This is a genomic window from Arthrobacter sp. AB6 (assembly GCF_031844545.1).
Classification (GTDB): Bacteria; Actinomycetota; Actinomycetes; order Actinomycetales; family Micrococcaceae; genus Arthrobacter.
The window spans coordinates 112211-125060 of record NZ_JAUZVL010000011.1 but is presented as its reverse complement, the minus strand read 5'-3'; the positions used below and the strand labels follow the sequence as shown (position 1 = coordinate 125060).

10 protein-coding genes are annotated in these 12850 nt (G+C 68.1%); 3 read left to right on the top strand and 7 right to left on the bottom strand.

Annotated features, from left to right (window positions below):
• Nucleotides 1-48 precede the first annotated feature (48 nt).
• Entirely contained in the window at nucleotides 49-1380 is a 1332-nt protein-coding gene (locus tag Q9R30_RS11075; RefSeq protein WP_104998338.1) for an MFS transporter, read from the bottom strand.
• Between the two features lie 291 nt (nucleotides 1381-1671).
• Here Q9R30_RS11075 and Q9R30_RS11070 point away from each other — a divergent pair, with 291 nt between their 5' ends.
• Entirely contained in the window at nucleotides 1672-2406 is a 735-nt protein-coding gene (locus Q9R30_RS11070; protein WP_311217609.1) for an IclR family transcriptional regulator, read from the top strand.
• Here the strand turns inward: Q9R30_RS11070 and Q9R30_RS11065 are convergent.
• The 4 genes from Q9R30_RS11065 to Q9R30_RS11050 form a co-directional block, all read right to left on the bottom strand.
• Nucleotides 2403-3578, bottom strand: coding sequence for an MFS transporter (locus tag Q9R30_RS11065; protein WP_396136720.1), 1176 nt, complete (start codon nucleotides 3576-3578; stop codon nucleotides 2403-2405). The two genes, Q9R30_RS11070 and Q9R30_RS11065, sit on opposite strands and share 4 nt — an antisense overlap.
• 335 nt (nucleotides 3579-3913) lie before the next feature.
• Complete coding sequence (locus Q9R30_RS11060; RefSeq protein ID WP_311217608.1) at nucleotides 3914-6982, bottom strand: SMC family ATPase; 3069 nt, start codon at nucleotides 6980-6982, stop codon at nucleotides 3914-3916.
• Nucleotides 6979-8163, bottom strand: a complete 1185-nt coding sequence (locus Q9R30_RS11055; RefSeq protein ID WP_311217607.1) for an exonuclease SbcCD subunit D — start codon at nucleotides 8161-8163, stop codon at nucleotides 6979-6981. The genes Q9R30_RS11060 and Q9R30_RS11055 overlap by 4 nt, the downstream gene beginning before the upstream one ends.
• Nucleotides 8164-8219: 56 nt before the next feature.
• The gene (locus tag Q9R30_RS11050) at nucleotides 8220-9158 is read right to left on the bottom strand and encodes an aquaporin (RefSeq protein WP_104998343.1); all 939 of its coding nucleotides are present in this window, start codon (nucleotides 9156-9158) and stop codon (nucleotides 8220-8222) included.
• 159 nt (nucleotides 9159-9317) lie between these two features.
• Here Q9R30_RS11050 and Q9R30_RS11045 point away from each other — a divergent pair, with 159 nt between their 5' ends.
• On the top strand, nucleotides 9318-10439 hold the full coding sequence (locus tag Q9R30_RS11045) for an ADP-ribosylglycohydrolase family protein (RefSeq protein WP_311217606.1): 1122 nt from the start codon (nucleotides 9318-9320) through the stop codon (nucleotides 10437-10439).
• Here Q9R30_RS11045 and Q9R30_RS11040 read toward each other — a convergent pair.
• Together Q9R30_RS11040 and Q9R30_RS11035 are read right to left on the bottom strand one after the other, a co-directional pair.
• Complete coding sequence (locus tag Q9R30_RS11040; RefSeq protein ID WP_104998345.1) at nucleotides 10420-10899, bottom strand: DUF4395 domain-containing protein; 480 nt, start codon at nucleotides 10897-10899, stop codon at nucleotides 10420-10422. The genes Q9R30_RS11045 and Q9R30_RS11040 overlap by 20 nt on opposite strands.
• Before the next feature lie 66 nt (nucleotides 10900-10965).
• A complete protein-coding gene (locus Q9R30_RS11035) occupies nucleotides 10966-11976 on the bottom strand; it encodes an exonuclease domain-containing protein (protein WP_311217605.1) in 1011 nt (336 codons plus the stop codon).
• A 68-nt stretch (nucleotides 11977-12044) separates the two neighbouring features.
• Between Q9R30_RS11035 and Q9R30_RS11030 the strand changes: the two genes are divergently transcribed.
• Nucleotides 12045-12821: a VTT domain-containing protein gene (locus tag Q9R30_RS11030; RefSeq protein WP_311217614.1), complete on the top strand. Its 777-nt coding sequence runs from the start codon at nucleotides 12045-12047 to the stop codon at nucleotides 12819-12821.
• The last annotated feature ends 29 nt before the right edge of the window (nucleotides 12822-12850 follow it).

Below are 12850 nucleotides of genomic sequence, written 5' to 3'. Positions count from 1 at the left end.
GATGGTCCGGCCCGCCGTCGTTCCGGTTACCCAGCCGCGTTGCGCGGCTTAGTGGTGGCTGACCCCCAGCGGGCGGCCCTTGGTTTCCTTGGCGAGGACAACGCCGATGGCGGAGATGACGCACAGCACCATGATGTAGATGCCGATGGACCCGGTCCACTTGGTGGACTGCAGCAGCGTTTCAGCGATAGTCGCCGCGAATGCCCCGCCCAGGATGGCGCCGAAAGCATAGCCGATGGAAATCCCGGAGTACCGCACGTTCGCGGGGAACATCTCGGCGTACATTGCTGACATGGGCCCGTAGGACAGCCCAAGCCCGATGGTGAGGACAAACAGCGCCAGGCCGTAGAACCAGATGTTCTTGGTGTCGATGAGGGCGAACATCGGGATCATCCAGGCAAAGATGATGGCGTAGCCCGTCAGGAACGTCTTGACCCGGCCAATGCGGTCCGAGAGCCAGCCGCCTGCAAGGGTGAAGATCAGCCAGCCGAAGGAGGCCAGCGTGGTGGCCAGCAGCACCTCCGGGGTAGGCATCTTCAAGGTCCTGGTGGCGTAGGCAATGAAGAAGGCAATCAGCAGGTAGCCGGCCGCATTGTTCGCGATGAAGATCATGGTGGAGTACAGGACCGGCTTCTTGTGGCTGCGGACCAGCTCGCCCAGCGGTGCCTTGCTTTCCTGCTTCCGGGCAGCCATTTCCCGGAAGACGGGGCTTTCGGCCACCGCCCGCCGGATCAGGTAGCCCACCACGATAAGGAGGATGGAGAGCAGGAACGGCACGCGCCAGCCCCAGGCCGCGAAGTCCTCCTTGGACATGCTGGTGTTGAGGAAGAAGAGCAGGCCGGTGGCCAGGATCATGCCGATGGGCACGCCGATTTGCGGGTAGGCGCCGAAGAGGCCGCGCTTGTTCAGGGGCGCATGTTCAACAGCCATCAGTGCCGCCCCGCCCCACTCGCCGCCCGCCGAGAAGCCCTGAACGATGCGGAGAATGATCAGCAGGACCGGCGCCCAGGCGCCGATCTGGGCGTAGGTGGGCAGCATGCCGATCAGGGCTGTGGCTGCCCCCATCATCACCAGGGTGAAGACAAGCATCGCCTTGCGGCCCAGGCGGTCGCCCAGGTGGCCTGCCACCACGGCGCCGAGGGGCCGGAAGAGGAAGCTGATGCCGATCAGGGCGAATGACAGGATCTGTGCCAGGCCGGGGTTGGACTGGTTCAGGGGCGCCAGGAACAGCGGTGACAGCAGCGTCGCGGTCAACTGGGCAAAAATGAAGAAGTCGTACCACTCGATGGTGGTTCCGACGAGGGTGCCGGCGAGGACCTTGCGTTCCTCCCGCCGGGAACTGGGACCGGCGAGTGTGTCCACCTTGGAAGGTGTGGTCATTGAAACTCCATTGTTCAAGGCAGCAGAGCTGCCGGGACGCCATCAGGATTACCGACAGAACGGTCAGTTAGTTAGTAGGGTACTACGAAAATGTGAGGCACAACACGGCCGGGGAAAACTTTTATGCACAGCCTGCTGAACTGCGGGAACCTCCGGAAAGCTGTCCTGACGTTTGGGCTGCGTCAAGGCCAGTTCTATATTTGAATTGCCGTTTCGAATTGAGGACACCGCACGTCTGGCCGGGAACCCCCAGGGCAGCTCCTGCGGCACGTGCCACCTAGGATGGTCACCATGAATCCCACCGCTGCAGCCGCGGCCGGAGCAGCGCCGGCACAGGCGTCCGCGTCGCAAACCCTGTCCCGGGGAATCCGCGCCCTGGAGATCCTGGCGGCAGCGCCCGGCCCACTGACCATTGCCGAACTGGCGGACGCGATGGGCGTGCACCGATCGGTCGCGTACCGCATCCTCCGGACCCTGGAGGACCACTCGCTGCTGGTGCGGGACGACGCCGGGCGGGTCCAGCCGGGGCCGGGGCTTGCGGTCCTGGCTCGCGGAGTTTCGCGCAACCTGCAGGCGGCCGCCCTTCCCGAGCTGACGCAACTGGCAAACACCCTGGACATGACGGCGTTCGTGGCAGTGTGGGACCACCACGACTGCATCACCCTGCTCACGGTGGAACCCAGGCACTCGGGCGCCACAGTGGCCCAGCATCCCGGCACCCGCCATCCCGTCAACGCCGGCGCTCCTGGCATCGCCATCCAGTCGGCGCTCACCGAGTCCGAATGGGACCGGCTGGCCACGGGAATCCCCTACCGCCCCGAAGCTGCCGAGGCCCGCCGCGCCGGATACTCGGCCAGCCACGACGAGGTCATCGCCGGCGTATCCTCCCTGGCTGCGCCCGTCCGGGTTCCCGGCAGCCGGCCGGCCGCCCTCGCCGTCGTCTATATCCGCTCATCCCATGACCCCGCGACGGTGGGCGCGGCGCTGGTGGAGAGCGCCGCCAGGATCGAGCGGCAACTGGTTTAGGGCCTGCGGCGAAGAACGACGGCGGACCCGGCACCGAGGAGTGCCAGCACCGCTGCGGCGCAGACCGGGACAACGAACGCCGCTGTGTAGCCGTGCAGTTCGGCCAGCTGGCCGCCAAGGGACGAACCAAGGGCAGTGCCGGCCACGATGCCGCTGGCCAGCGCCGTCATTACGGTGCCGAGTCGTCCCGCCGGCGCGACGACACCGCCCACGCCAAAGACCGTGACCATGACCGGCCCCACCGGGAGGCCCAGGACCAGCAGCGCTGCCACCATCCCATGCATCGAGGACGGCAGCAACAGGAGCAGGGCCAGCCCTGCCATCAGCCCGGCGCACAGCGCCCACCGCCCGGACAGGCTGAAGGCCTGCGGCCAGTAGGCAACGGACAATGCCGCCGCGGCTGAGCTCAGCCCCATGACGGCGTACAGCAGGCCGGCAACCTCCGAGCCTGCGAACATTCCCGAAAACGAGCTCAGGGCGGCCTGCGTCGAGCCGAAGAACGTTCCCATGCACACCATGGCAAGCACCGGCAGGGCCACCGCTGCCGGCAGGCGCCCGGACGCGTTTCTTGCACCCTGCAAACGCCGGTCCGCGGCGGTCCGGTCCGCCCAGCCCGCCGGAACTGCCTTGATGGCCGGAACGGCCTGATGGGTGCGGTGCACGGCGAAGGCCGGAACGAAGGTGATGGTCATGGCCGCCGCAAGGGCAAGGGGCAGCCAGGGCGCCAGCAGGCTGGCCAGGATTCCCACCAGTGCCGGCCCCAGGACGAAGGTCACCTCATCCGCGGTGCTTTCGTAGGAGAGGGCGGTGTGCAAGTCCTTCGCCTTGTCCGCAGCAGTCCCCCGGGAGGCCAGGGCCATCCACCGCACCCTGGCCAGCGGTCCGACCTGCGGACAGCTTGCACCGGACACGAAGGCGGACGCCAACACTGCCGCGGTACCACCGCCAGGCTCCCCCATGACCCACACTGCAAGCATCAGGGCCACCACTGCCACGGTATTAAGGAGGGCAGCAATCAGCAGCACCGGGCGTTGTCCGTGCCGGTCGGCCAAGGATCCCAAGGCCGGAGCGCCCAACGCCGAACCGATTCCGACCGCACCGGCAGCCGTCCCGCCCAGAGCGTAGGAACCGCTGGCTGACGTAACCAGGGTGAGCGTGCCGACTGTCAGCATGGCCAGCGGAAGCCGCGCAAACAGCCCCAGCGGTATAAAGCCCGGGCCGGCAAGATGGGGCAGCCGGGCGAAGCGGCCGCGACTGGGAGCCGGGTTGGCGGCGGCTTGGTTGGCTGAGGCTTGGTTGGCGGCGGCAGGCGGCTCAGTTAACCGGGCCGGTGCGGGCGCCGGGGAAGGCAACGGTTGTCCGGCAGGGACGGCGGCTTGCGGGCTGGCAGGTGAGGTGGATGAGGTCAATTCCGGGCTCGTTCATGTTATGCACACCGTCCCTCCTCCCGATGCGCGCAACCCGGTAACTGTCCGATTATATCCGGCTGCCGCGGTGGCCGGAACGGTCACACGGGAGCATCCACCGCGTCGGAGATCCGCAGCGTCGATCCGTTCCGGCCTTTCAGGACCTGGAGCTGGGCGCCGATCCGCTGCTTCATCTCTGCCACGTGACTGACAAGCCCCACCACGCGGCCGCCGTCCCGGAGGCCCTCAAGGGCGTCCATCACCTGTTCAAGGGACTGCTCATCCAGGCTGCCGAACCCTTCGTCCACGAACAGGGTCTCGATCTCCACTCCACCGGCCTCCTGCTGGACCACGTCCGCCAACCCGAGCGCCAGGGACAGGGAGGCCATGAACGACTCGCCTCCGGACAGCGTGGAGGTGTCCCGGTGGAACCCGGTCCACTGGTCCACTACCTCCAGGCCAAGCCCCGACTTTGCACCGCGTGCAGCCTTGGCATCAGTGTGCTGGAGCAGGTACCGGCCATCGCTCATTGCCACCAGCCGCTCCGAGGCCGCCAGGGCCACCTGCTCCAGGCGGGCGGCCAGGACATAGCTGTTCAGGCTCATCCGGTAGGTGTTCTCGCCCCGGCCTGCTGCGGCATCCGCCAGGCCCGCGAGCATCTGTGCCCGCTCGGCAGGCTGCCGCGCCGATCCTGCCAGATCGCCATACTCGGCCCGGATACCCCGGAGCGAGGCCAGGCACCTGGACGCCATGCCGGCAGCAAGGTCCGCGTCCCTGGCTTCCTGCACGGCGGTGACCGCAGCTTCCCGGAGCGCCGCAAGCCGCGCCGGGTCCACTTCGTAACCGGCCGACTTTTCTTCCAGTGCCAGCACAACATCCCCGGAAACGAACAGTTCCGCCACCCTGGCCTGCTCGTCCTGGGCGGCCCGCACGCTGGCCTGGAGGGCAGTTGCCTCGGCGGCCTCAAGCAGCTGCTCCCGGGCCTCGCCGGCGGTTGCGAAGCCGGCGGCAGGAAGAGCCTGTTCCAGCTGCTCCCGTGCCTCGGCGGCCTGGGCCTCCGCCTGTTCCAGCTGGGCCTGTGCTTCAACCGCCTTATTGAGGACTGCCACCGCGTTTTCCAGCGCGCGCAACCGCTGGGCCAGGCTCCGGTGGCTTCCCCTGAGCCCGGCCAGTGCCTGGTCAAGGGCGGCGGACTGTTCGGTCACATCGGCCAGCGAGGCCACAGTCCGGGCAAGCTCGGCTTCTGCGTCTGTCCTCGATTTTTGTGCTGCTTCAACAGCGGCCCCAAGCTTCTCGAGCCGCAACCGGACAGCGCTGAGTTCCTTGACCGCGGCCTCTGCCTCGGCAGCAGCCAGGCGCGCGCGGACCGCGCCGTTTTCGGCCTCTTCCGCGGCCGTTTCCCCGCCTTGTCCAGCCAGGACGGCCACCAATTGGCTGGCTTCTGCCAGTTCATGGGCAACCACGGCACAGGCGGCCTCCGCCGCCTCGTGGATACGCCGCGCTTCTTCCTCCTCCTGCGCGAGCCCTGGACCACCCGGACCGCCTGCGGCGGGGGCGGGATGATCGGTGCTGCCACAGACGGCACAGTGCTCCCCAGGGACCAGCTTGGCTGCCAGCTCAGCAGCAGCGTTTGCGAGCCGCTCTTCCCTGAGGTCCAGCCAGTGGCGTTTTGCTTCCAGCTGGCTGTCCCGGAACTCGTCATACCGGACTTTGACCTGGTCCCGGACAGCAACGGCCCCGCCATAGCGCCTGACGACGTCGAGCAGCTCCTCCGCGGCCGCGGCTTCCTTCCGCCGCAGGGCCTCGGCACCCGCCCGCTGCTCGAGATCCTGCAGCCCGTCCTGGAGGCGGCGCCGCTCGGCCTGGAGTTCTTCGGAGCGGCTGCCCGCCTGCACGAGGACGGCGGCGAGTTCTTCCTGCTTTTTCACCAGCCCGCCATGGCGCTTCCGGAGGCCCAGCAGCCTGTCCTCGTCCGGCACCCGGGCCTCCACGACGGCAAGGAGCGAACGCAGGCGCCCCAGTTCGGCGGCGCAGCCGGCAGCGGCTCCTGCCCCGTCCGCAGGCGGGACCGCGCCAATTCCCAACTCCAGTTGGGCCAGCTCGGGGTCTTCCCCTGCGGCCATGCTGAGCAGCGTAAAGGCGGACTCCACGGCAGTAGCGGCCCGCCGGACCTTCGCGGCACCTGCATCAACGTTCAGCAGCTGCCCGTGCAGCACCTCCGCCTTCCGGTGCCGGGCCAGCCGGAGGAGCTGTTCCTCCAGCAACTGCGCCCCCTGGTCCACGGCCGCTTTCCGGGCCGCGGCGGAATCGAGTTTGCGGCGCCGCTCCCCGCGCGCTGCTTCCGCTTCCACGGCGTTCCTGCATTCGGTGCTTGCGGCTTCGGCCCGTTCCGCGCGGCCCGCCAGTTCCGCCAGGCGCCCGTTGACTGCGCTTTCAAGCCATTCGAGGCGGGCCACGGCATCGTCCGGAGATGGAGCGCCTGCCTCGTCCAGCCCCAGGCGGGCCGTCTCCGACTCCGCCCGCGCCGCAAGGATTTCGAGCCGGCCGGCGAGGAGCGAGACTTCCTCCTTGGCTGCCTGCGCCTGGCGGGCCAGTTCCTGCTCCACCGCTTCAAACCGCTCGGTGCCAAAAAGCTTCTGCAGAAGGTCCAGCCGGTCAGTGGCCTTGGAACGGAGGAAAGCAGCGAAATCGCCCTGGGGCAGCATCACCACGCGGGTGAACTGCTCCCGGTCCATGCCCAGCAGGGCCAGTATCTCCGCGCCCGCCTCGTCATTGCGGGCGGACTTTTCCGTCCAGGTTCCGCTGACGCGTTCGCGCAGCAGCGTCTTGGCCTGCTGCGTGGTGAATCCGTTCTTCCCCCGCGCGCTCGGCTTGTCCCAGGCCGGTGACCGCGTCACTTCGAAGCGGCGGCCCTGGGCCGAGAACTCACAGGTGACGGCAGGCTCCTGCGCCGGTTCCGCGTGGTCGCTGCGGAGCCTTTTCCCGTCCTGGCGGGCCCCGGGAACGGAGCCGTACAGGGCGAAGCAGATGGCATCCAGGACGCTGGTCTTTCCTGCCCCTGTTGGGCCGTTGAGCAGGAAGAGGCCATGGGCGCTGAGCCTGTCGAAGTCGATCTCCTCGGTACCGGCAAACGGCCCGAACGCGGAGATCAGGACGCGGTGGATCCTCATCGTGAAGCCTCCAGGAGCCGGACATTCTCTAGCGCAACGGCAACCGCTGCTTTTTCGGCATCGTCGGGAACCCTGCCGCGCACATGTTCCAGGAAGCCGCAGCACACTGCGAGGTCGTCCGGCGCGTCGGCCAGCCTGCTGCTGTAGCTTGAGGCGGCGGCCTGGGTTCCACCCTCCGGATCAAAGCCAAGGACCAAAGTGTCCGGGAACCGGGAACGGAGCCGCTCCATGGCCCGGGCGGGCCGCTGGGCGTCGGTCAGGGTGACCTGGCAGTAGGCGGATTCGGCCCACTGGTGCGCGGGCGATTCCAGCAGCTCCGCCAAGGGCCCGCGCAGCACGGCCAGTGCGCGCGGCGCCGGCCACAGGACTTCCCGCACCGAGGTGACACCCTCGGCGCCGAGGTCCACGAGCCAGCCCCCTTTCTGGTGGGTGGCTTCCGAAAAGGAGTAAGCCAGCGGCGAGCCCGAGTACCTCACGTGGGGCGACAGGGTTTGGCGTCCGTGCAGGTGCCCCAGCGCCGTGTAGCTGAAGCCCTCGAAGAGGTCCAGCGGCACGGCGCCGACGCCGCCGATGCTGAGGTCCCGCTCGCTGTCCGAGCTGATCCCCCCGCTGGCGAAGGTGTGGGCAAGGACCACGGAATGCACAGTGGCCGAGGCCGACCGCCGCTTGATGTCCTCGCGGATCATCCCTGTTGCGGCCCGGGTAACCTCAAAGTGGCTGGGGGTGTCCGCACCCAGTTGTTCGGCGACGAGCCGGGGTTCGAGCCACGGAATGCCGTAGATGGCCAGCACGGCCTCGCCACCTTCCCCGGCAGCTGTTTCCCCCAGCGGCAGTAGCAGCGGTTCGTCCAGGGCCTCGATCCTGGTCCGGAGGTGCACTCCCCCGCGTTCCAGGAGCCGGGACGCAAAGCCCAGTCGGATGGCGGAATCATGGTTGCCGCTTGTCAGCACCACCTGTGCGCCGGCCGCGGCAAGGCGCACCAGGGCCTCGTCAAGCAGGCGTACCACGTCCACGCCGGGAAGGGCGCGGTCGTAGACGTCCCCCGCCACCAGGACAACGTCCACGCGGTGCTGCTCTACAGCGCCGACCAGCTGGTCAACGAAGGCGCGCTGGGCGTCCAGCATCCCGACGCCGTGGAAGGACCGGCCCAGGTGCCAGTCCGAAGTGTGTAGTAACCGCATGTTCCTAAGCTATCGGCTGCCACTGACAGCGAAGGCAACCGCCGCGGCCACCGGGATCAGCCCCGCCTTCCTTCGAAGAAGTCCTGGGCTTCGCTGGTCCCCGGCTGGGGTTCGTCCGCGCGCGCATCCGGGCGTCCGCCCGCACTGGCAACGGCGGAATCTGCGGGCGCGGCGCCGTCTGCGTCCTGCTTTCCAAGGGCAGGGCCGGCGGCCGGCCGGCGGCCGCCAGCAGCCGCTCCGAAGCTACGGAACACCAGTCCCGCAAGGGCAGCGCCCACCAGCGGGGCAGCCAGGAAAACCCATAGCTGCGCCGCAGCCCAGTCCGAGCTGAACAGGGCGGACGAGACTGCCCGGGCAGGATTAAACGGCAGGTTGCCCACAGACTGGCCCAGCTGCAGGAGGACCGCAAAGGACAGTCCGACTGCCACGGCTGCGGCGGACCGGCCGCTGCCGTCCCGGGATTCGTCCCTGCCGGAGGTCCCCAGGAAGACTGCAACAACGATTGCGGCTCCGAGCATTTCAAGGAGCAGCACCGCAGCAAGCGGCGCCTGGATGATGGAGTGTTCGCCAAAGCCCGCCGTGACAGTGTCGAAAGCAGTGCGGCTGTCCGCGATCCCCGGCAGGGTGCGCAGGATTCCGAAGAGGGCGAGGGCGCCTGCCAGTCCACCAGCCAGCTGGGCACCGGCATAGGCGGCAGCGGCGCCGGCCCGGATCCGTCCGGCCAGGAGGTGCCCCACGGTGATGGCCGGGTTGAAGTGGCCGCCAGAAACGTGCGAGAAGGCGAGCATCGCGGCGGTCACGGCAAGGCCGGCGGCAAGTGCCGCAGGGAGGGGGCTGGAGTCCGGGATGGTGAACAGCGGAACACCGAGGCCGGCCACCACGATGAACAGCGTGCCGAATGCCTCGGCCCCCAGCCTGGGCAGCAGCCCGGGGCGGGAGGCCTCCGGACTGCGGGTCAGCAAAGCGTCGTGATGGTCAAGGGCGGGCGTACTCATGGTGGACCCTTTGGTAGGCAGAAGATGGCGGTGCGGCCGACGGGCAACCCCCCCATTATTCCAGCTGCTGTGGGCGTTTGCTGTGCGCTCGCGTCGACCCGGACGGCTAGGGCCGGGCACCCGTCAGGATGCCGGCCCCCGCCGCGGTAAATTTGCAGCATGAGCATTGAACCCGGCCTGTCCGCGCCCGCACTGAGATCACGCATCCACGGTTGCCTGCTGGGCGGCGCGTTGGGCGATGCCCTGGGTTACGCCGTCGGGATGGACTCGATGGAGGAGATCAGGCGCCGGTTCGGCGAGCGCGGCCTTACCGGTTTCCGTGAGCTGTCCGGGAGCTCCTTCTCGGACGAGACCCAGTTGACCCTTTACACGGTTGATGGACTGGTGGAGGCGCTTGAGTGGGCAAATTCCGGCGTGGGCGCGGACGTCAATGCCTGCCTGTGGCTCGCTTATCTCCGGTGGCTCGGCACGCAGGGAGAGCCTGCCCCTGCGTCTGCCCCCACTCCCCAGCCGCGGTGGATCGACCGCCAGGCGGTGCTCCACAAGCGCAGGCACCCGGATGAGACCTCCATCTCCGGGCTGGCCACGGGCGAGATGGGCACTGCCTTCCGGCCGGTAAATCCAGGATCGAAAGGCTACGGAACCGTGGTGCGTTCGGCGCCGTTCGGGCTGGTCCCGCATATCACGCCCGACGCCGTCTATAAGCTGAGTGCCGACGCCGCGTCCCTGACGCACGGGCACCCGTCGGCGCGCCAAAGTGCCGGAATCTTCAGTCTGCTGATCCACCGGCTCGTCACGGGCGAAGGGCTCCCCGAGGCGGCTGCCGCGGTGGCCGCCCACTCCCGTACGCTCAACGAGGTGGCGCCGGAACTGCCCGAACGCCTGGAATCCGCCCTCAGGCTCGCGGGCAAGGGCGTCGTCACCCCGGAGGAACTCACGGACGCGCTGGGTGAAGGCCGGACCTCGGAGGAAGCCCTCGCCGTCGCGCTTTACGCGGTGCTTGCCACTGCGCCCGGCACAGGCATGCCGGGCGCGGACAACGAGGGCAGGGACGACGCCGGCGCAGACACGCTGCCCGTCCGGCACTTCCGGGCGGCGCTGGCTTTGGCGGTGAACCACGGCGGGAACAGCGATTCCACCGGTTCACTGGCCGGGAATATCCTGGGGGCCTTCTACGGCGAGGAGTGCCTGCCCGCAGAGTGGCTCGGATCGCTGGAAGCGCCCGAGGCGGTCCGCGGCATGGCCAATCTGTTGGTGGGGGTTACGACCGCCGAAGGCTGATGTTATTGCATGCCTCGCAGACGTCTTCGGGGATCAGTCCACGCCGCTGCAGGAACCCGAAGATCACGCAGCCCAGGCAAAAGCCTGCAAAAGCCTCAAGTGACGCCGCCACGACCAGGATGCCCAGCACTGCCCAGGCTGCGGGCGCTGCCCCTGCCACGAACAGGACCAGGGCCGTGGTGGACACTGCGGCCCCCATCCCCTGCGCGAAGCGCTTGGGCGGTCCGGGGACCAGCTTGACCCGTCCCAACCGCGGCGTGATGACCTTCACGGACAAAAGCGCCAGCGGCGAAACCCTCGGTCCGAACAGCACACGCAGCCAGAATCCCGCGGCGATGGCCGCCAGGCCCCACACTGAGCCGCTCACCGCCGTCACAACCGCGAGCAGCACAACCAGGCCCGCGGTCACGCGTGCGGCGTACTCATTGACGGGATTCGGGAAGGCGAACACAGAACTCATGAGCCAAGGGTAGGAGCGGCCGGTCCGGCAACCAAGGTTTGTTGCGCCGGATGAACCTTCGGACCCTCAGGCCATGGCCGCGGCCGCGAAACCGCCCACCATCTGCAGGAACTCCCCCTCGGAGAGCACCTCGATGGCCTGCCCCCGCTCATGGAGCTCCAGGACCCGGCGGGCCTTGCCCGTCAGCCTGCCGGACCGAAGGTCCGAGGCGATAAAACCGTCGCCCACCACCAGGACCGTGGTGCGGCCGGTCACCCGGCTTTCGGGCCGGGCACCGACGTCGGCAGAGCGCCTTTTCGCCTCCGGGCGCCCCATGGACAGCTGCCCGGTGAAGACGACGGTCTGCCCGTACAGGGGATGGCCGGGCTCGGCGTCGGGGTTGGGCAGCGGGTTGGCGCCCTCCTCCGGCCAGCCCGCCTGGAAGGACCGGAGCGGCGCAGCAGTGCTGCCGGACCCAGCCGAGAGGGCGGCCAGGCTCTGCTTGGAGAGCGCATCCGTCGCCGGGTGGAAAGCCTGCTGCCGGGGCATCACCAGCCCCAGGGAAAGGTAGAGCTCGGCGACGCTGTTGGCCTGGTTCCTGCGGGCGATGTCGATCAGGATCCCCGCGCACGCCCGCGCGTCCTCGGCGGCGTCGTGATGGTTCACCAGGGGAACGCCGGCTTCCTCGGCGGCGAACGGCAGGGAGTTGGACACCAGGGAATAGCACCGCCGGGAGAGCATCACGGTGCAGACATAGTCGTAAGCCGGCCCCGGCAGGCCCGAGACCTCCAGGCCGGAACGGATCACGCCGAGGTCGAAGGCGGCATTGTGCGCCGCGAGGATGTCGTCGCCGATGAAGGCCCCGATTTCAGGGAAGAGGTCCCCGAAACGGGGTTTGCCAGCCACGTCCTCGGCCCGGATACCGTGGATCCGGACGTTGTGGTAGTCAAAGTGGTCGTGGTCCTGCGGCGGCCGCATGAGCCACGAAGCTTCCTCGACGATCCGGCCGCCCCTGACCTTGGTCAGGCCGACTGCGCAGGCCGAGCCCCGAAAGCCGTTTGCAGTCTCGAAGTCGATCGCCGTAAAGTCCAAACCCACGGCCCCCACCTTACCGTCGGAAACCGTCCAAACCCGTCAAGTACCCTTGAGGGGTGAACTTTCCTGTGATGAACCACCTCGCCGTGTCCATGCTGGGCGGGGCAGGACCGGTCCAGCCCCGGCTGGCCTCCTTCCTGCCCGACTGGCTGAACCCCCAGGTCTTCCTGGCCGATCCCGCCCTGGCACCCTGGGTGGTCCTGCTGGTCTGCGGGATCGTCTTCGCGGAAACCGGCCTGCTGGTTGGCTTCTTCCTGCCGGGTGATTCCATGCTGTTCACCGCCGGACTGCTGGTGGCCACGGACACCATCAAGTTCAATGTGCTGCTGTTTGCGCTGCTGATCGTCATCTCGGCCATCGTGGGAAACCAGACCGGCTACTTCATCGGTTCAAAGGCCGGCCCCGCCATCTTCAACAAGCCAAACTCACGCCTCTTCAAGCGCGAGAACGTGGAAAACGCGCACGCGTTCTTCGAAAAGCACGGCGGCAAGGCGCTGATCCTGGCCCGCTTCGTCCCCATCATCAGGACTTTCGTTCCCGTCATCGTGGGCGTGGCCCAGATGAGCAAGAAGAAGTTCTTCCTCTTCAACGTCATCGGTGCAGTGCTGTGGGGCGGCGGCGTGACGCTCCTGGGCTACCTGTTGGGTGACCGTGTGCCGTGGGTCCGCGAGAACCTGGACATCATCTTCATCGCCATCGTCCTGGTTTCGGTCCTCCCCATCGGCGTGGAGGTCCTCCGCGGGATCTCCGCCAAGCGGCAGGCGAAGGCCTACGGCACCGATCCGGTGGACGAGTTCATCGAAGAGCACGCCCCCGAGGACGAGCAGAAGACGCCGCGCCTGCCTTAGGAAGTCGCCAGGGATCCGACGCAATAAGG